General features: G+C 65.4%; 16 protein-coding genes and 1 pseudogene. 13 read left to right on the forward strand and 4 right to left on the reverse strand.

Annotated features, from left to right (window positions below; genetic code table 11):
- Positions 1 to 140: 140 nt before the first annotated feature.
- The 3 genes from ACLP9N_RS10030 to ACLP9N_RS10040 form a co-directional block, all read right to left on the reverse strand.
- Positions 141 to 1,052, reverse strand: coding sequence for an alpha/beta fold hydrolase (locus ACLP9N_RS10030; RefSeq protein WP_442407262.1), 912 nt, complete (start codon positions 1,050 to 1,052; stop codon positions 141 to 143).
- Positions 1,053 to 1,142: 90 nt separating this feature from the next.
- On the reverse strand, positions 1,143 to 2,252 hold the full coding sequence (locus tag ACLP9N_RS10035) for an inositol-3-phosphate synthase (RefSeq protein WP_442407263.1): 1,110 nt from the start codon (positions 2,250 to 2,252) through the stop codon (positions 1,143 to 1,145).
- Between the two features lie 74 nt (positions 2,253 to 2,326).
- On the reverse strand, positions 2,327 to 2,857 hold the full coding sequence (locus ACLP9N_RS10040; protein ID WP_442407264.1) for a PadR family transcriptional regulator: 531 nt from the start codon (positions 2,855 to 2,857) through the stop codon (positions 2,327 to 2,329).
- 292 nt (positions 2,858 to 3,149) lie between these two features.
- Between ACLP9N_RS10040 and ACLP9N_RS10045 the strand changes: the two genes are divergently transcribed.
- The 9 genes and pseudogenes from ACLP9N_RS10045 (at position 3,150) to ACLP9N_RS10085 (ending at position 11,159) form a co-directional block, all read left to right on the forward strand.
- A complete protein-coding gene (locus ACLP9N_RS10045; RefSeq protein ID WP_442407265.1) occupies positions 3,150 to 3,584 on the forward strand; it encodes a DUF5318 family protein in 435 nt (144 codons plus the stop codon).
- Entirely contained in the window at positions 3,577 to 6,129 is a 2,553-nt protein-coding gene (locus tag ACLP9N_RS10050) for a transglycosylase domain-containing protein (RefSeq protein ID WP_442407266.1), read from the forward strand. Before ACLP9N_RS10045 ends, ACLP9N_RS10050 begins: the two co-directional genes overlap by 8 nt.
- Positions 6,126 to 7,836 (forward strand): annotated as a pseudogene (locus tag ACLP9N_RS10055) (glycosyltransferase family 87 protein); the annotation flags it as partial. The gene ACLP9N_RS10050 and the pseudogene ACLP9N_RS10055, both read left to right, overlap by 4 nt.
- Complete coding sequence (locus ACLP9N_RS10060) at positions 7,796 to 8,434, forward strand: DJ-1/PfpI family protein (RefSeq protein ID WP_442407267.1); 639 nt, start codon at positions 7,796 to 7,798, stop codon at positions 8,432 to 8,434. The pseudogene ACLP9N_RS10055 and the gene ACLP9N_RS10060, both read left to right, overlap by 41 nt.
- A 125-nt stretch (positions 8,435 to 8,559) precedes the next feature.
- Positions 8,560 to 8,850 (forward strand): 30S ribosomal protein S6, encoded by a 291-nt coding sequence (gene rpsF / locus ACLP9N_RS10065; RefSeq protein ID WP_442407268.1) that lies wholly within the window; start codon positions 8,560 to 8,562, stop codon positions 8,848 to 8,850.
- Positions 8,851 to 9,029: 179 nt separating this feature from the next.
- Positions 9,030 to 9,551, forward strand: a complete 522-nt coding sequence (locus tag ACLP9N_RS10070) for a single-stranded DNA-binding protein (protein ID WP_442407269.1) — start codon at positions 9,030 to 9,032, stop codon at positions 9,549 to 9,551.
- Between the two features lie 55 nt (positions 9,552 to 9,606).
- Positions 9,607 to 9,861, forward strand: a complete 255-nt coding sequence (gene rpsR / locus ACLP9N_RS10075) for a 30S ribosomal protein S18 (protein ID WP_442407270.1) — start codon at positions 9,607 to 9,609, stop codon at positions 9,859 to 9,861.
- Positions 9,862 to 9,893: 32 nt separating this feature from the next.
- On the forward strand, positions 9,894 to 10,352 hold the full coding sequence (rplI, locus tag ACLP9N_RS10080; RefSeq protein WP_442407271.1) for a 50S ribosomal protein L9: 459 nt from the start codon (positions 9,894 to 9,896) through the stop codon (positions 10,350 to 10,352).
- A 117-nt stretch (positions 10,353 to 10,469) separates the two neighbouring features.
- Positions 10,470 to 11,159 (forward strand): sensor domain-containing protein, encoded by a 690-nt coding sequence (locus ACLP9N_RS10085; protein ID WP_442407272.1) that lies wholly within the window; start codon positions 10,470 to 10,472, stop codon positions 11,157 to 11,159.
- Between the two features lie 129 nt (positions 11,160 to 11,288).
- Here ACLP9N_RS10085 and ACLP9N_RS10090 read toward each other — a convergent pair whose 3' ends face one another.
- Positions 11,289 to 11,447, reverse strand: coding sequence for a hypothetical protein (locus ACLP9N_RS10090; protein WP_442407273.1), 159 nt, complete (start codon positions 11,445 to 11,447; stop codon positions 11,289 to 11,291).
- A gap of 252 nt (positions 11,448 to 11,699) precedes the next feature.
- On the opposite strand from ACLP9N_RS10090, the gene ACLP9N_RS10095 reads away from it, so the two are divergent.
- The 4 genes from ACLP9N_RS10095 (at position 11,700) to ACLP9N_RS10110 (ending at position 18,500) form a co-directional block, all read left to right on the forward strand.
- Positions 11,700 to 14,786: a replicative DNA helicase gene (locus tag ACLP9N_RS10095; protein ID WP_442407274.1), complete on the forward strand. Its 3,087-nt coding sequence runs from the start codon at positions 11,700 to 11,702 to the stop codon at positions 14,784 to 14,786.
- A gap of 92 nt (positions 14,787 to 14,878) precedes the next feature.
- A complete protein-coding gene (locus ACLP9N_RS10100) occupies positions 14,879 to 15,619 on the forward strand; it encodes an SDR family NAD(P)-dependent oxidoreductase (protein ID WP_442407275.1) in 741 nt (246 codons plus the stop codon).
- A 173-nt stretch (positions 15,620 to 15,792) separates the two neighbouring features.
- Positions 15,793 to 16,725, forward strand: coding sequence for a TIGR03564 family F420-dependent LLM class oxidoreductase (locus ACLP9N_RS10105; protein WP_442407276.1), 933 nt, complete (start codon positions 15,793 to 15,795; stop codon positions 16,723 to 16,725).
- Positions 16,726 to 16,886: 161 nt separating this feature from the next.
- Positions 16,887 to 18,500, forward strand: a complete 1,614-nt coding sequence (locus ACLP9N_RS10110; protein ID WP_442407277.1) for an MFS transporter — start codon at positions 16,887 to 16,889, stop codon at positions 18,498 to 18,500.
- Positions 18,501 to 18,563 lie beyond the last annotated feature (63 nt).

Genomic DNA, 18,563 nt, shown 5'->3' on the forward strand with positions numbered 1-18,563 from the left:
CCTTCACACCTGATGCCGACAAAACTCATGAACGCCAACCCCAAGGGCGGCAAACACCGTAAGAGCCAGACACCAGATGATCAGGATCCAACCACCGCAGGACGCGGCAACCTCACACTGACACTGAGACCACCGTAGGCTCAGCGCGCGTCGAGCACTCCGCGGAGCAGGTCGATCAACGCGCACGGCTGGTCGCTTTGCACCGAGTGACCCGAATTATCCACGACATGGGCCTTACGGAATTGCTTTGCGCGCCTGGTCAATTCGGCTGCGTCCTCGTCGGTGACGAAGCCTGAAGAGCCGCCGCGTATCAGGGTGATCGGCGCGGTGAGGGCATCGACGTCGTCCCACAGGCCGCCGAAATCCGGTACGGCGCGGATGGCGTCGTAGCGCCATGTCCAGTTGCCGTTGTCGAGCCGGCGGGAGTTGTGGAACACGCCGCGGCGCAGCGCCTTCACCTCGCGGTGCGGCGCCGCGGCGATCGTCAGGTCCAGCATCGCCTGGAAGCTGGGGAACTCCCGCTCGCCGTGCATCAGCGCCACGGTGCCCTGCTGTTCGGCGGTCAGCTCGGCGTGCCGCTGCAACGCTGACGGGGTGACGTCGACGAGCACGAGTTCGTCCACCAGGGCGGGTGCGGCCGCGGCCAGTCGTATCGCGGTCAACCCGCCCAACGACATGCCCACCACGAGGTCGGCCTCCGATGCGAGGTCGTTCAGTACTGGAGCCAGGGCGGCGGCGTTGTTCTGCGGTGAGTAGTCGCCGTCCTCACGCCAGCCGGAATGGCCGTGGCCGGGCAGGTCTACTGCCAGCGCCGGCTCACCGAGGCCGACGATGACGGTGTCCCAGGTGTGCGCGTTCTGCCCGCCGCCGTGCAGAAAGACGACCCGCGGCTTGTGGCCCCAGCGTAGCGCGCTGATCCGCCCGTCGGGCGTGTCCACGTCGACCCGCTCCACGTCGGGCAGCGGACCCGTAACTCCGGCCTGCTCGACGTTCTCGGGCAGGAGCGAGAACTCGGACAGTCCGGACAGTTCGTCTTCGGAGATGTCGGTCACGACTGACGACTCTACGAGCTGCGAACGTGACGCTGCAGTCACACTCGACGTCGAACGTGACACTGCAGTCACGCTGGACGGTTCGAGCCCTCAGTCGGCGCCGATGATGAACTCTTCGAGCTGGGCGCGCGCGATGTCGTCGGGCAGTTGCTGCGGCGGGCTCTTCATCAGGTAGGCCGATGCCGCGACCACCGGTCCGCCGATGCCGCGGTCCTTGGCGATCTTGGCGGCGCGCACCGCGTCGATGATGACGCCCGCCGAGTTCGGCGAGTCCCAGACCTCGAGCTTGTACTCCAGGTTCAGCGGCACGTCACCGAACGCGCGGCCCTCCAGCCGGACGTAGGCCCACTTGCGGTCGTCTAGCCACCCGACGTGGTCGGACGGTCCGATGTGCACGTCCTTGGTCTTGAACTCGCGCTGCAGGTTGGAGGTGACGGCCTGCGTCTTGGAGATCTTCTTGGATTCCAGCCGCTCACGCTCGAGCATGTTCAGGAAGTCCATGTTGCCGCCCACGTTCAGCTGCATCGTCCGGTCGAGCTGCACCCCGCGGTCCTCGAACAGCTTGGCCATCACGCGGTGGGTGATCGTCGCACCGACCTGGCTCTTGATGTCGTCGCCGACGATCGGCACGCCTGCGTCGGCGAACTTCTTGGCCCACACCGGGTCCGAGGCGATGAACACCGGCAGCGCGTTGACGAACGCCACACCCGCGTCGATCGCGCACTGGGCGTAGAACTTGTCGGCCTCTTCGGAGCCCACGGGCAGGTAGGACACCAACACGTCGACGTTGTTCTCATTGAGGACCTGGACGACGTCGACTGGTTCGGCGTCGGACACGTCGATGGTGTCGGCGTAGTACTTGCCGATGCCGTCGAGCGTCGGGCCGCGCTGCACCGTCTCGTTTGTGGGGGGCACGTCGGCGATCTTGATCGTGTTGTTCTCCGACGCGAAGATCGCCTCCGACAGGTCGAAGCCCACCTTCTTGGCGTCCACGTCGAACGCGGCCACGAACTTCACATCGCGGACGTGGTACTGGCCGAACTTCACGTGCATCAGGCCGGGCACCATCGACGTTTCGTCGGCGTTTTGGTAGTACTCGACGCCCTGGACCAACGAGGACGCGCAGTTTCCGACGCCGACTATTGCGACTCGAACCTCGGTCTGCGCCTCCGGCGCCCCTGACGGGTTGTACTCACTCATAGGGCGTTCTCCTAACTCCGTGCCATTTTGTCTTGGGTGTTCTTGGGTGCTCGTGGTGTTTTCGTGCAAGGGGTTCACGTTTGTTCTGCCGCCCGCTCCGCCGCGATGAGCTCGTTAAGCCACTTGACTTCGCGCTCGCTGGACTCGAGCCCGAGTTGATGCAGTTGGCGGGTGTAGCGGTCGAATGAGCTGCTGGCGCGGGCCACGGCGTCGCGCAGGCCTTCCCGGCGTTCCTCGACCTGGCGGCGGCGGCCCTCCAGGATGCGCATCCGCGCCTCCGCAGGAGTGCGGTTGAAGAACGCCAGGTGCACCCCGAAGCCGTCGTCGGTGTAGTTGTGCGGTCCCGTGTCGGCGACCAGCTCACCGAAGCGCTGGCGACCGGCGTCGGTCAGTTCGTAGACCCGCCGGGCCCGGCGCACCGGGGTTCCGGCCGGGGCCGCGTTCTCGGCGATCAACCCGTCGGTTTGCATACGGCGCAGGGCGGGGTAAAGGGACCCATAGGAAAACGCCCGCAACGCTCCGAGCAGGCCAGTCAGTCGTTTGCGCAACTCATAGCCATGCATCGGCGATTCGATGAGGAGGCCCAAAATGGCCAGTTCCAGCATCGAGTCACCTCCCTTGCCTGACTGATTACGACGGACCGACGCCTCGCTTCATCGTATCGGTTCGATATATTCCCCACAACACAACCCGTTGTTGGTGCGTTGTTAGTCACATACACCGGCCCGGGAGACCGGGGTTCTGCGCATGTCCTGCGCGAGGGCAAATTCAGCCGATTCGGGGCGGCTTCACGGTGCCGGGCCAGCGCCGACGATTGAGCCACCGTAGTCGCTGCACACGTACACAGACACATTGGTTGCGTGTCGGCGCTGCGGCCGGGCACGTACTCTGGTCAGCGTGCGACTGCAGCGACAGGTGGTGGACTACGCGCTTCGGCGGCGGTCACTGCTGGCGGAGGTGTATTCGGGACGCACCGGTGTATCCGAGGTGTGTGACGCCAACCCGTACCTGCTGCGCGCCGCGAAGTTTCACGGCAAACCGAGCCAGGTGATGTGCCCGATCTGCCGAAAGGAACAGCTCACGCTGGTGTCGTGGGTGTTCGGCGATCACCTGGGCGCGGTGTCGGGCTCGGCCCGCACGGCCGAAGAGTTGGTGTTGTTGGCGACCCGGTACGAGGAGTTCTCGGTCCACGTGGTGGAGGTATGCCGCACCTGCAGCTGGAATCATCTGGTCAAGTCGTATGTGCTCGGCGCGGCACGCTCGGCGCCTCCGCCCAGGGGCACGCGCGGCACGCGGACGGCGCGCAACGGCGCGCGCACGGCCAGTGAATAACGAAGGGCGCCACCACCAGTCGTCCGGGGACGCCAGCGGCTCAGAGACTGAGCGCGTGGGCAAGCATGCGGATAGCGACGACGGCGCGCGGTCGGGGCCGGGTCAGCGCCGTCACGTCCCCCCCGACGACCGACTGACAGCGATCATCCCCGCCGTCACCGACGACCGGTCGCCGGGACCGGCAGACCCCATCGACGAGGTCAAGGCCGCGCTCGACGCCCCCGCGTCGACGCCCCGGCATGCTGGCCCCCAGCGGCGGGACCCGATCGACGAGGTCAAGGCCGCGCTGGAGCGCCGGCCGTCGAAATCCTTGCTGTCGCAGCCCAGTGATCGGCCGGACTCCCGGCGCCGCCCACCCGAAGAACCTCCGCCTCCGCCCGGGCCGCCCGGCCCCGCCGGACCGCGCAGGGGCACACCCGGGCCGAGGGTGAAGGCGGAATGGGCCCAGCAGGTCAACTGGCACTGGCTGCGGCGCGGTCTGTATCTCACCGCCGCGATGATCGTGCTGCTGCCGATCGTCACCTTCACCATGGCCTACTTCATCGTCGACATTCCCAAGCCGGGCGACATCCGGACCAACCAGGTCTCGACGATCCTGGCCAGCGACGGCTCGGAGATAGCCAAAATTGTTCCGCCCGAAGGCAATCGGGTAGACGTCAACCTCAGCCAAGTGCCGGTGCACGTGCGCCAGGCCGTGATCGCCGCCGAGGACCGCAACTTCTATTCGAACCCGGGATTCTCGTTCAGCGGCTTCGCGCGGGCGGTGAACAACAACGTGTTCGGCAGCGGCGACCTGCAGGGCGGGTCGACCATCACCCAGCAGTACGTGAAAAACGCGCTGGTCGGTTCCGCACAACACGGGGTGAGCGGCCTGATGCGCAAGGCTAAGGAACTCGTCATCGCCACCAAGATGTCGGGAGAGTGGTCCAAAGACGATGTGCTGCAGGCCTATCTGAACATCATTTACTTCGGCCGGGGCGCCTACGGGATCTCGGCCGCTTCCAAGGCCTATTTCGACAAGCCGGTCGAGCAGCTCACGGTTTCCGAAGGGGCACTGCTGGCGGCGCTGATTCGACGCCCGTCCTCGCTGGACCCGGCGGTCGATCCCAAAGGTGCGGAGGCCCGTTGGAACTGGGTCCTCGACGGCATGGTGGAAACCAAGGCGTTGTCCCCGAGTGACCGTGCGGCACAAGTCTTTCCGACGACGGTGCCGCCGGACCAGGCCCGGATGCAGAACCAGACCACCGGGCCCAACGGGCTAATCGAGCGCCAGGTCACCCGGGAACTGATGGAGCTGTTCAACATCGACGAGCAGACGTTGAACACCCAGGGGCTTCAGGTCACCACCGCGATCGATCCGAAGGCCCAGCAGGCGGCGGAGAAGGCGGTTTCGAAATACCTTGACGGACAGGATCCCGACATGCGGGCCGCCGTGGTTTCCGTCGACCCGCACAACGGCGCGATACGCGCCTACTACGGTGGTCCGGACGCCAACGGCTTCGACTTCGCGCAGGGCGGGTTGCAGACCGGATCGTCGTTCAAGGTGTTCGCCCTGATTGCCGCGCTCGAGCAGGGCATCGGCCTGGGTTACCAGTTGGACAGTTCCCCGCTTACCGTCGACGGCATCAAGATCACCAACGTCGAGGGCGAGAGTTGCGGGACCTGCAATCTCGCTGAGGCGCTCAAGATGTCGCTGAACACCTCTTATTACCGGCTGATGCTCAAACTCAAGGGCGGACCCCAGGCCGTCGCGGACGCCGCGCACCAAGCCGGCATCGCGACCAGCTTCCCCGGCGTCGCGCACACACTGTCCGAGGACGGCAAGGGCGGACCACCCAACAACGGCGTGGTGCTGGGCCAGTACCAAACCCGGGTGCTCGACATGGCCTCGGCGTACGCCACGCTGGCCGCCTCCGGTATTTACAACCGATCGCATTTCGTGCAAAAAGTCGTCAACGCCGAGGGCCAGGTGCTTTTCGACGCCGGCACGTCGAACAACAGCGGCGAGCAGCGCATCGACAAAGGCGTCGCCGACAACGTCACCGCGGCAATGCAGCCGATCGCCGGCTATTCCAATGGCCACAATCTGTCCGGGGGACGGCCGTCGGCGGCCAAGACCGGCACCGCCCAGTTGGGCGACACCGATGCCAACAAGGACGCCTGGATGGTCGGGTACACGCCGTCGCTGTCGACGGCGGTGTGGGTGGGCACCGTCCGAGGCGACAAGCCGTTGGTAACCGCCTCGGGCGCAGAGGTTTACGGCTCGGGCCTGCCATCAGACATCTGGAAGGCGACCATGGACGGCGCGCTGAAAGGCACCTCCAACGAAACCTTCCCCAAGCCGACCGAGATAGGCGGCTACGCGGGCGTTCCGGCTCCGCCGCCGCCGAAGGCGCCGCCGCCGTCGGAGACCGTCATTCAGCCCACCGTCGAGGTCGCACCGGGCATCACCATCCCGGTCGGTCCGCCCACGACCATCACGGTCGCGCCGCCGCCGCCGGCGGCACCTCCGCCCGGCCCGCCGCCCAACCAGTCGCCGCCGTGACCGACGCTCAGCAGAGCGTCACTATCTCGCCGAAGCCGTTGGCCGCCGATCTGCGCAGCGCCGACAACCGCGATTGCCCTAGCCGCACCGACTTTTTGGGCGGCGCTCTGGCAGACGTCGTCGGTGGGCCGGTGGGCCGACACGCACTGATCGGGCGCACCCGGCTGATGACCCCAGTGCGGGTGATGTTCGTGATCGCGCTGGTATTCCTGGCGTTCGGCTGGTCGACGAAGGCGGCGTGCCTGCAGTCCACCGGCACCGGGCCGGGCGATCAGCGGGTCGCCAACTGGGACAATCAGCGTGCCTATTACGAGTTGTGCTACTCCGACACCGTGCCGCTCTACGGCGCGGAGTTGTTGAGCCAGGGCAAGTTTCCGTACAAGTCGAGTTGGATCGAAAGCGACGCCAGCGGTGTGCAGCAGACCCGCTACGACGGCCAGCCCGCGGTGCGATACATGGAGTATCCGGTGCTGACCGGGGTTTACCAGTATGTGTCGATGGCGCTGGCCAAGTCCTACACGGCGCTGAGCAAGCTCGTCCCACTTCCGGTGATCGCCGAGGTGGTGATGTTTTTCGATATCGCAGCGTTCGGGCTGGCGCTGGCGTGGCTGGGTACCGTTTGGGCAACCGCGGGACTGTCGGGCCGGCGGGTGTGGGATGCGGCTCTGGTGGCCGCCTCCCCGCTGGTGATCTTTCAGATATTCACCAACTTCGACGCGCTGGCAACGGCATTCGCGATGAGCGGACTGCTGGCGTGGGCGCGGCGTAAACCGGTGCTCGCGGGTTTCCTGATCGGGCTGGGCGCCGCGGCCAAGTTGTATCCGCTGTTGTTCCTGGGCCCCTTGTTGGTGCTGGGGATCCGCACCCGTCGCCTGGGCGGGGTGGTCCGCACGGCGGCGACGGCGGCGCTGACCTGGCTGGTGGTGAATCTGCCAGTGCTGCTGCTGTTTCCGCGGGGGTGGTCGGAGTTTTTCCGGCTCAACACCCGGCGCGGCGACGACATGGACTCGCTGTATAACGTCGTGAAATCGTTCACCGGCTGGCGCGGCTTCGATCCCAAGCTGGGGTTCTGGGAGCCGCCGATGGTGCTTAACATCGTGGTCGCGGTGTTGTTCGCATTGTGTTGTGCGGCGATAGGTTATATCGCCCTCACCGCCCCGCAGCGGCCGCGGGTGGCACAGTTGACGTTCTTGATGGTGGCGGCATTCCTGTTGACCAACAAGGTGTGGAGCCCCCAATTCTCGCTGTGGCTGGTACCGCTGGCGGTGCTGGCGCTGCCGCATCGCCGGCTACTCCTGGCGTGGATGACGGTTGACGCACTGGTATGGGTGCCGCGGATGTACTTCCTGTACGGCAACCCGAACCGTTCGCTGCCCGAACAGTGGTTCACCACGACGGTGCTGCTACGTGACATCGCGGTGATAGCGTTGTGCGCGTTGGTCGTTCGGCAGATCTACCGGCCCGATGAGGATCCTGTGCGATGGGGCGGGCGGGTGGACGACCCCGGGGGCGGGCCGTTTGATCGTGCCCCAGACACCCCGCCCGGTTGGCTGCCGGCCTGGCTGCGCCCGCCGGGGCTGTTGCGGCCCCCGGTCACGCCGGCAGCGGCTACAGCGTTTGGGGTCCCCGAAACCGAGACCGCTGAGACCGTTGCAAGCGAGGCGTGATGCAGGCCGCAATCGCACTGTTCGACCGCTTCACCGCGCTCGACGCTGTCGGGCCCTACGAAGTGCTGCAACGCATTCCGTCGATCGACGTGATATTCGTCGGACACCGGCGCGGTGAGGTGCGCACCGAAAACGGGATGCTCGGCGTCACCTGCGACGCGACGTTCGACGAGGTCGGCGCTCCGGATGTGGTGGTGGTGCCCGGCGGTATCGGAACCCGTCAACTGATCCAGGACGAAATGATCCACGCCTGGCTGCACTCGGTACACCCACACACCACATTCACCACTTCGGTGTGCACCGGCTCGCTGTTGCTGGCCGCCGCAGGCCTGCTTGACGGACTCACCGCGACCACGCACTGGAGCGCCGCCGACCTGCTCAACGAGTTGGGTGCGCGCTATGTGCCCGACCGCGTCGTCGAGCATCTACCGCAGCGGATCGTCACCGCCGCGGGTGTGTCCAGCGGGATCGACATGGCCTTGCGGCTGGTTGAGCTGTTGGTCGATCGCGAGGCCGCGCAGGCCGCTCAGCTGCTCATCGAATACGACCCGCGGCCGCCGTTCGACTCGGGTTCGCTCGCCAAGGCCGACGCGGCGACGAAGGCCAGGGCCGACGAATACCGGCAATCCCGGAAGTGACGCGTTTCGCCGGATTTTTCGGCGCGGCCCACCGTCCGGTAGCCTAGGGCGGTTGCCGACGCAGGCGACCCTCCTGCCACGGATCGACCGTGGCCGTATAGACCAGAGGAGGTGGTGAGGTTTCCATGCGTCCATACGAAATCATGGTCATTCTTGACCCCACGCTCGACGAACGCACTGTTTCCCCGTCGCTGGAGGCGTTCCTCAACGTCGTCCGCAAGGACGGCGGAAAGGTCGAGAAGGTCGACATCTGGGGTAAGCGCAGGTTGGCATACGAGATTGCCAAGCACGCCGAAGGTATCTACGTCGTCATCGACCTGAAGGCTGCCCCGGCGACGGTGTCCGAGCTCGACCGTCAGCTCAGCCTCAACGAGTCGGTGTTGCGCACCAAGGTGATGCGCACCGACAAGCACTAGCCCGGCGACGATGCGACCGGGTAGCGGGCGAGGAGCTGGGCAATCAAGCATTAGCCCGGCGACGATGCTGCCGCGCAGCCTGCGCGGGCGAGCCGGGCGATCAAGCACTTGCCGGGTGACTCCCCCTTGTCTGGGTCCTTGCGTAGGCTCAGCGGGAACCCGCGACTCAGGAGGAAAATGTGGCTGGTGACACCACCATCACCGTTGTCGGAAATCTGACCGCTGACCCCGAACTGCGGTTCACTCCGTCGGGTGCCGCCGTCGCGAATTTCACGGTGGCATCGACCCCTCGGATTTATGACCGTCAGAGCGGGGAATGGAAAGACGGCGAGGCGCTGTTTTTGCGGTGCAATATCTGGCGGGAAGCCGCGGAGAATGTGGCCGAAAGCCTGACCCGGGGAGCACGGGTGATCGTCACCGGGCGGCTCAAGCAGCGTTCCTTCGAGACGCGCGAAGGGGAGAAGCGCACCGTCTTTGAGGTCGAGGTTGACGAGATCGGACCTTCGCTTCGCTACGCCACCGCCAAGGTCAACAAGGCCAGCCGCAGCGGCGGTGGAGGTGGCGGCGGGTTCGGCGCAGGCGGCGGCTCCCGTCCGGCACCCGCGGCCCAGCCGAGCGGCAGCGCACCGGCCGACGACCCGTGGGGCAGCGCCCCGGCGTCGGGCTCGTTCGGCGGCGGTGACGACGAACCGCCCTTCTGACGTAAAGACAATTCGAAACACTTTAGAGCACTGAGAAAGAGAAAGACCGATATACATGGCGAAGTCCACCAAACGGCGCCCGGCTCCGGAAAAGCCGATCAAGGCGCGCAAATGCGTCTTCTGCTCCAAGAAGGGTCAATCGATCGACTACAAGGACACCACGCTGCTGCGCACTTACATCAGTGAGCGGGGCAAGATCCGCGCACGCCGGGTCACCGGCAACTGCGTGCAGCACCAACGTGACATCGCGATCGCGGTGAAGAATGCCCGCGAGGTCGCGCTGCTGCCCTTCACCTCGTCAACACGCTAGCCGCCGGACACGCAACGGAAAGTACGAAAACAATGAAGCTGATTCTGACGGCTGACGTCGACCACCTGGGTTCCGTCGGTGACACCGTCGAGGTCAAGGACGGGTTCGGTCGCAACTTCCTGCTTCCGCGCGGCCTGGCGATCGTCGCGTCGCGCGGCGCGCAGAAGCAGGCCGACGAGATCCGTCGTGGCCGCGAGACCAAGACCGTGCGCGACCTCGAGCATGCCAACGAAATCAAGGCCGAGATCGAGGCGCTGGGCCCGGTCTCGCTGCCGGTGAAGACGGCGGCCGATTCCGGCAAGCTGTTCGGCTCGGTGACCGCCGGTGACGTCGTCGCTGCGATCAAGAAGGCCGGCGGGCCGAACCTCGACAAGCGAATCGTTCGGCTGCCCCAGACGCACATCAAGTCGGTGGGCACGCACCCGGTGTCGGTGCGGCTGCACCCCGAAATCGACGTCGTGGTTTCGCTCGAGGTCGTCGGGCAGAGCTAAGCCCCGGCGGCTTTGCTGAGCCGTCGTTCTTGCCGTGGCTGCCGAGTTGTCGGTGCGCTTATGGTTGAAATCGTTGACCTTGCGGATAGGGGTCAGCGGTGACGAGGTGGGGGCGGCATGATTCCGACATCATGGGTGCTGCGCGGCGGGGTGCTTGTTGCAGTGCTCGTCGGCGCTGCACCGGTGGGGGCGTGCGAGACCCGAGTCAATCATGCCGATCCACCGCGGGCCGTCGACCAGCTGGCCAGCATGCTGGCCGATGAATCGGCCATCAACGCGATCATGGGCACCACCGCGCTTCGGGTGTATTACACCTACCGTGCGCTGCCCGGGTGGCCGGAGGGCGACGTGTATTCGCGCCCTGAATGCATGCCGCAGATCGCCAACGCGATGAAAGTGGGGTATCACGGCAGCCATTACGGCCAGGTGCGGGGAGCGCGGCTGGCCGACGACCGCCCGAGCGACGCGCGCAGCATCGACGAGGCGGTGGTTGCCTTCGACAGCGGTTCGGCTGCGCAGACATTCGTTGCTGCCACCGTGCAGTCCTGGCGAGCCTGCGCGGACGCGGTTCTGACGATCACGTCGGCGAACAGGGCGCCCGAACGCTGGAACATGGGAAGTCCGCGGGTCGTCAACGGGGTGCAAGTGGTCGACGCCGACGACCCCGACTCGACGTCGGGCTGGCGTACCTCGCATGCGATGCGCGCGGCCGACAACGTGGTGATCGACGTCCGCGTCACCGATTACGCGGTGAGCGACCAGGCGGTGCGCGTTGTCAACGCGATCGCCGGCGGCAATCCACTGTGAAGGTGGGTGGCGCGAGCCGTTCGCGGCAAACACCGCTGCGGCGGGGCGGAGCGGGGCGGATCGCCGCGGCCGACGTGCGCCGCTCCGGCATTGGCTGCAGCGCCGGCATAGCGCCGTCGGGCTGGCGAACTATTTCGGCGCAGCGTGCGCGTAAGCGTCTTTACCGACACGTAACGCGGCGAAAATCTGGCTGAAAGCCAACACGCCCGACGCGGTAACCTGGCCCGACACGCCGAAGAGATTCTTCTCCACACCAAAGCCACCGCGTGTCAGCGCGTTAATCTGCATTGATGTAATCCCGCCCCGGATTAATCCACAGGTTGTCCACACCCCTTCAACACAGGTGTCAACGGATATGCACACACGATGCACAGCTTCATGAACAGCAGCCCCTTGGAGTGCTCGCCAGCAACGTTTACGTTCAACCCGGCGCGAGGCAACGCGGGCGCTTGGTGTGCGGGTGTCGGTGCCTCGGCTTACGCTCTGAAGGCCTGTTATCGAATGTATGTTCGGCTGCTCGTCAGAGGGAGGTAAGAGTCCGTGGCGGTCGTCGACGATCTGGGCCATCCGGACATGGATGCCTCGCCGCCCAGTGAAGACTTCGGCCGTCAGCCACCGCAAGATCTGGCCGCCGAGCAGTCGGTGCTGGGCGGGATGCTGCTGAGCAAGGACGCCATCGCCGATGTGCTGGAACGGCTGCGGCCTGGCGACTTCTATCGGCCGGTGCACCAGAACGTCTACGACGCCATCCTGGACCTGTACGGGCGGGGGGAGCCAGCTGACGCGGTGACGGTGGCCGCCGAACTGGACCGCCGCGGGTTGCTGCGCCGCATCGGCGGTGCCCCGTACTTGCACACCCTGATCTCGACGGTGCCGACGGCCGCCAACGCCGGCTACTACGCGGGCATCGTCGCCGAGAAGGCGCTACTGCGCCGGCTGGTAGAGGCCGGAACGCGCGTGGTGCAGTACGGCTACGCGGGCGCCGAGGGCGCCGATGTCGCCGAGGTGGTCGACCGCGCTCAGGCGGAGATCTACGACGTCGCCGATCGGCGGCTTTCCGAGGACTTCGTCCCGCTCGAGGATCTGCTGCAGCCGACGATGGACGAGATCGACGCCATCGCTTCCAGCGGAGGTATTTCGCGGGGCGTGCCGACCGGCTTCAACGAGCTCGACGAGGTGACCAACGGACTGCATCCCGGACAGATGATCATCGTGGCCGCGCGCCCGGGCGTGGGTAAGGCGCTCGCGCTGGACACGCCACTGCCCACACCGTCGGGCTGGACCGCGATGGGTGACGTCGCGGTCGGTGACGAGTTGCTCGACGCCGACGGTCTGCCGACGCGGGTAGTGGCCGCGACGGAGGTCATGTTGGGCCGGCCGTGCTATGAGATCGAGTTTTCCGACGGCACGGTCATCGTCGCCGACGCCCAGCACCGGTGGCCGACGGGCGACGGCATCCGGACGTCGGCTCAATTGCGTTGCGGCCTGGACACAATCGTGGTGGCAAGGTCCGCCGCTCGGTACCCCGAGCGGCGGACCGCCTCCGCCGTGCTGGCCCCCGTGCTGCACATCGCCACGGTGCGCCGGGTGCACAGCGTTCCGGTGCGCTGCGTCCAGGTGGACAATCCCGAGCACCTGTATCTGGCCGGCCGCGGGATGGTGCCGACGCACAACTCCACGCTCGGGCTGGACTTCATGCGGTCGTGTTCGATCAAGCATCGGCTGGCCAGCGTCATCTTCTCGCTGGAAATGAGCAAGTCCGAGATCGTGATGCGGCTGCTCTCGGCGGAGGCGAAGATCAAGCTCTCCGATATGCGTTCGGGCCGGATGAACGACGACGACTGGACGCGGCTGGCGCGACGGATGAGCGAAATCAGCGAGGCGCCACTGTATATCGACGACTCGCCGAACCTGACCATGATGGAGATCCGCGCCAAGGCGCGACGGCTGCGGCAGAAAGCCGACTTGAAGCTGGTCGTGGTCGACTACATGCAGCTGATGACCTCGGGCAAGAAATACGAGTCGCGACAGGTAGAAGTGTCGGAGTTCTCTCGCCAACTCAAGCTGCTCGCCAAAGAGCTTGAGGTACCAGTGGTTGCGATCAGCCAGCTCAACCGCGGTCCCGAGCAGCGCACCGACAAGAAGCCGATGCTGTCCGACCTTCGTGAGTCGGGATGTCTTACCGCCGCCACGCGGATCTTGCGTGCCGATACCGGCGCCGAGGTCACGTTCGGTGAGCTCATGCGCACCGGCGAGCGCCCGCTGGTGTGGTCGCTGGACGAGCGGTTGCGCATGGTGGCCCGGCCGATGACCAACGTGTTCCCCAGTGGGCGCAAGGAGGTGTTTCGGCTTCGGCTGGCCTCAGGGCGTGAAGTCGAGGCCACCGGCAACCATCCGTTCATGAAGCTCGATGGCTGGACTCAGTTGGAGCAGCTGGAGGTTGGTGATCGCATTGCGGTACCCCGCCGGGTGCCAGAACCCGTTGACACGCAGCGGATGGACGATGCCGAGGTCATGCTGCTCGCCCACATGATTGGCGACGGGTCGTGCGTGAAGAACCAGCCGATCCGCTACGCCTCGGTGGACGAAGCGAACCTCGTCGCGGTGACGATCTCCGCCGCGCACTTCGGTGTGACGGCAGTGCGCGACGACTGCCCGGCAGCGCGAGTGACCACCTTGCGGCTGCGGTCGCCAAACCGGCTGGCACGTGGCAAGCGGAACCCTATCGCGGCGTGGCTCGATGGACTCGGCCTGTTCGGGCGACGGAGTCATGAAAAGTTCGTGCCACAACCAGTTTTCGCATTACCCAATGACCAGGTGGCGTTGTTTCTCTGTCACCTTTGGGCGACAGACGGTTCGGTTCGGTGGGATCCTGTGGGTGGGCAGGCGAAGATCTACTACGCATCGACAAGTCGCCGTCTAGTCGATGACATTGCCCAGTTGCTCCTGCGTTTCGGCATCCTTTCGAAGATCAGCCGGGTTCCCAAGTCTGGATACCGCGATTGCTGGCATTTGCACATCGACAGAGCAGAGAATCAGACCCGGTTCCTTCGTAACATTGGTGTCCACGGCGCACGCGCTAAGTTGGTGCATGAGGTACTCGCTGAACTGTCGGTGCGTACAGGTCGTGCGGGCACCGACACGGTACCCCAGGAAGTGTGGGCGAAAATCGGGTCGGCCTTGGCCGCCAAAGGAATAACTCACCGGGAGCTGTCTGTGGCTATGAAATCAAGCTTCGCAACTGCGACACGGAGGTTCGCACCGGGACGTTCTCGGCTGCATGGTGTCGCGGCGATGCTCGACGATGGACCGCTGCACGCGCTCGCAACAAGCGACGTGTTCTGGGACCGGATTATGGATATTACTAGCATCGGAGACCGCGATGTTTACGACGGAACCGTAAGCGGCACAGAAAATTTCGTCGCAAATGGCATCAGCCTGCATAACTCGTTGGAACAAGATGCCGACGTCGTGGTCCTGCTGCACCGGCCCGACGCGTTCGACCGCGACGATCCGCGGGGGGGAGAGGCGGACTTGATTCTGGCCAAGCACCGCAACGGCCCGACCAAGACGGTCACTGTGGCGCATCAACTGCATCTGTCGCGATTCGCCAACATGGCGCGTTGACGCTAGTTTTGGTTCTGAAGATGTGCCCCGCTGATATTGTTGCGCTACAACGCATCTAGGGAGCAATGACTGAGTAAGTCGAAGGGCGGACATTGGCCGCATTAGAGGGCGAGATCACGTTGGTGACCGGCGCTTCGTCAGGTCTGGGCGCGGAAACCGCGCGGCTGCTATCCCGCCAGGGCGCAACGGTTTTCGGCATCGCACGGGATGCCGATCGGCTCGCCGAGGTGTTCGCTGACATCGACGGCGGTGCGTACGCGTTGGTGGACGTGGCTTCGGCGCAGGCGTGCAGAGGCGCCGTAGAGCAGTGCGTCGCAAAGTTCGGTGGGCTCGATGTGCTGATCAACATCGCCGGCCGGCACCAGATGCGCCGGACCGAGTTGATGAGCGACGAGGACTGGGCAGAAGACCTCGCGACCAACCTGAGTGGGCCGTTCTACCTGTGCCGGGCCGCGCTGCCGCACCTGCTGGCCCGAGGCGGCAACATCGTCAACGTCGCCTCCATCGCCGGTGTCGAGGGCCAGGCGTATTCGGCCGGCTACTGCTCGGCCAAACATGGGTTGATCGGCCTGACCCGTGCCCTGGCCGTGGAGTACACGGCGGATCGGCTGCGCGTCAATGCGGTGTGCCCGGGCGGCATGCTGACCCCGCAGATCGAGCAGTTCAGCGCCCCGGAGAACCCCAACTACGACCTGATCCTGCGGTCGGCGTCACCGCGCGGCATGATGCAGCCCCGCGATGTCGCCAGCGTGATCGCGTTTCTCGCCAGCGACGATGCCGCGGCCATCCACGGCGCCGTCTATCGGGTCGACAACGGTAAAGGCGCAGGCTGAGTCCCGCCTGCCTGCTAGGCACGCGAGCGGTCCTCTCAATTGGTATGCGGCACTGCGGCTTTGCGCCGAGCGCGATATGCAGGACGTCAAGGCTGGCTGAACCGATACCGCCCCTAGTCGATGCCGATCCCCGTGTCCTACGCTTCATCCACACGAAGGCGAAAGGTCAATCCATGCGAATCAGCCTGATAACCAACCTCGACAACGAGTCGCCGGTCGAATCCTGTATCCGCGAGTTGGCCCAAGCGCGCGACGAGGGGTTTGCCCGGCTGTGGTTTACCCAGATGCCGTACGACGTCGATCTGCTGACCGTCCTGGCCGCGGCGCTGCGCGAGGTTCCTGACATTGAGGTGGCCAGCGGCGTGGTGCCGATCCAAAACCAACATCCGACGTTACTTGCGCAACGGGCGTTGACCCTCAACATGATTGGCGACGGGCGGTTCACGCTTGGCATCGGAGTTACCCACCGGGCAGTGACCGAGGGAATGTGGGGTATCTCTTGGGACAAGTCGGTGAAGCGGTTGTCGGAATACCTCGACGGGCTGCTGCCCCTGCTGGCCAAGGAGTCGGTCGACGCCCCTGGCGAGCTCGTCACGACCAGGGGCGCGTTGCAGATACCCCGCGCGCCGACCCCCAAGGTGTACGTCGCCGCGCTCGGTCCGCAGATGCTGCGGGTCGCTGGTCGACGCACGGCGGGCACGATCACCTGGATGACGGGCCCGAAGACGCTGCGGGAACACGTCGGACCCACGCTGCGCGCCGCAGCCGCGGAAGTAGGACGCGCCGACGGGTCGGTCGCGGTCGCCGCCGCGCTGCCGGTGAGCGTGACAGACGACGTCGACGGCGCGCGGTCGCTCGCCGCTCAGCAATTCGCGATGTACGGGCACCTGCCGTCCTACCGCGCGATGCTCGACAGGGAGGGTTATTCCGGTCCGGAAGACGCCGCGTTGATCGGGGACGAGTCCACGGTGTCGCAGCACCTCGATGAGCTTCGCGACGGAGGCGTGGACGAGTTCGTCGCCATCTCGTTCGAACCGTCGCCCGAGGCAGGTGTGCGCACGCGAGCGTGCTTGCGCGCGTGGGAATCTAAGACTTCAAGTTCCTAGCCTCCGTCGAAGGCGATGACCAGCTGGATCGCGGCCGATCCCCGCTCGCGCCAGCGTGAATTTGGGTGGATGCTTTACACGTCAAGTCCCCGCACAGCGCGAAAGGCGTTGCCCGTATGTCAGCGATCAGCCCGCCCGCCTTTGCCTAGGATGCTCAGCTGGTGACTCTGGATCACAAGGAGCGTGCCGACGCTGAGCAGCCGTCGGTATGGGCACCTCTGCGCAGTCGCGTATACCGCAGTCTGTTCATCGCGCAGTTGGCCTCCAACATCGGGTCGTGGATGCAAAGCGTGGCGGCCCAATGGTTTTTGGTGGAAAAGCACAGCAGTGACGTCATCATTGCGTCGGTCCAGACAGCAAGTCTTGCGCCGACGCTGCTTTTGGGACTGCTCGCGGGGGCGCTTGCCGACCTGTTCGACCGGCGGCGATTACTGATTGTCCTCCAGACGTATGCAGTGCTGGTGGCGCTGGCGCTAGCGGTGCTGACATACCTCGGTCGCGTCGGCCCGACAGCACTGTTGATGTTTACGTTGGCCATCGGCTGCGCTTCTGCACTGACCGGACCGGCCTGGCAGGCGATTCAGCCCGAGACCGTCCCGCGCGAGCAGATACCGGCCGCCTCGATTTTGGGCAGCGTCTCGGGTAACGCCGCCCGGGCTATTGGACCGGCTATTGGCGGCGTCGTCGTGGCATTGGCAGGCCCTGCGGCGGTCTTCGCGATCAACGCGGTGTCGTTCGCTGCAATAATCGTTGCCCTGCTGGCGTGGAAGCGACCAAAGCAACGTACGCCACTCGAGCGAGAGCACTTCGGCCACGCCATCGTATCTGGACTGCTATTCGTTGGTAATAGTCCGATCTTCCGCAGGATCCTTTTGCGTGCAGCCCTTTTCCTGTTTCCCGCATCGGCAGTGTTGGCTCTGCTGCCGGTGGCTGCCGCCCACAGGTGGCACCTGGGATCAGCCGGCTATGGTGTGGCGCTAGCGGCCATCGGTTTCGGCGCTGTACTCGCTGTCGTGTTTGCCACACAGTTGCACCGCAGAGTGTCGGACAACGTGCTGCTGGCTGCGTCCGCCGCCGTATCCGGTCTTGCGCCGTTGGCGGTGGTCTGGCTGCCGTTCGCTGCGGCGACGCCTTTCTTGGTGTTGTCCGGGATGGCGTGGCTGATCACGCTGACGACGCTGAACGCTGCAGCGCAGTTGTCGTTGCCGCGATGGGTTCGGGCCCGGGGGTTGTCGGCGTATCTGCTGGTCGCCACGGGATCTCAGGCAATCGGCTCCTATGTCTGGGGCGCCATCGCCACGCGGGGGGGACTTCAGATGGCGATGATCGGCTCGGCCGTGGTGTTGGGCGTCGTTGCGCTCAGCACCCCCGCGCTGGGGCTCCGACCGTGCACCGGAATGCTGAGCCTCGACGTTTCGACTGCCTGGCCATCGCCGACAGTCACTTTCGAACCATGTCCTAGCGATGGACCGGTGCTGGTAACCGTCCACTACCGAGTGCCGGCCGAGAGCCTGAAAGACTTCACCGAGGCGATGAGAGCAGTCAGGCAGTCGCGGCTGCGAACGGGTGGCCACAGTTGGCGGCTGTATCACAGTGTCGGACGGCCCGATACGTTCCTCGAGAGGTTCACCGTGGCGTCCTGGACCGAATTCGAACGACAGCGCACCGAGCGCTGGCTCGATTACGACACTGATGGTGTCGGGAAGGCGATCAGCTACACCGTCGACCGCGACCGACAGCACGAGTACTACCTGGCTTTGCGGATGCGCCGATGACTTGTGACGAGGCCTCTGGCGCGAAATGCCTTACGGGCCAAGGCCACTGGTAGTAGCGACCCG

This window comes from Mycobacterium sp., assembly GCF_052144515.1.
Classification (GTDB): Bacteria; Actinomycetota; Actinomycetes; order Mycobacteriales; family Mycobacteriaceae; genus Mycobacterium.

Coding starts and splice junctions, on each gene's coding strand:
- ACLP9N_RS10085 (WP_442407272.1), top strand. CDS start 10,470: ATGATTCCGACATCATGGGTGCTGCGCGGCGGGGTGCTTGTTGCAGTG.
- ACLP9N_RS10090 (WP_442407273.1), bottom strand. CDS start 11,447: ATGCAGATTAACGCGCTGACACGCGGTGGCTTTGGTGTGGAGAAGAAT.
- rpsF (WP_442407268.1), top strand. CDS start 8,560: ATGCGTCCATACGAAATCATGGTCATTCTTGACCCCACGCTCGACGAA.
- rplI (WP_442407271.1), top strand. CDS start 9,894: ATGAAGCTGATTCTGACGGCTGACGTCGACCACCTGGGTTCCGTCGGT.
- rpsR (WP_442407270.1), top strand. CDS start 9,607: ATGGCGAAGTCCACCAAACGGCGCCCGGCTCCGGAAAAGCCGATCAAG.
- ACLP9N_RS10105 (WP_442407276.1), top strand. CDS start 15,793: ATGCGAATCAGCCTGATAACCAACCTCGACAACGAGTCGCCGGTCGAA.
- ACLP9N_RS10060 (WP_442407267.1), top strand. CDS start 7,796: ATGCAGGCCGCAATCGCACTGTTCGACCGCTTCACCGCGCTCGACGCT.
- ACLP9N_RS10035 (WP_442407263.1), bottom strand. CDS start 2,252: ATGAGTGAGTACAACCCGTCAGGGGCGCCGGAGGCGCAGACCGAGGTT.
- ACLP9N_RS10040 (WP_442407264.1), bottom strand. CDS start 2,857: ATGCTGGAACTGGCCATTTTGGGCCTCCTCATCGAATCGCCGATGCAT.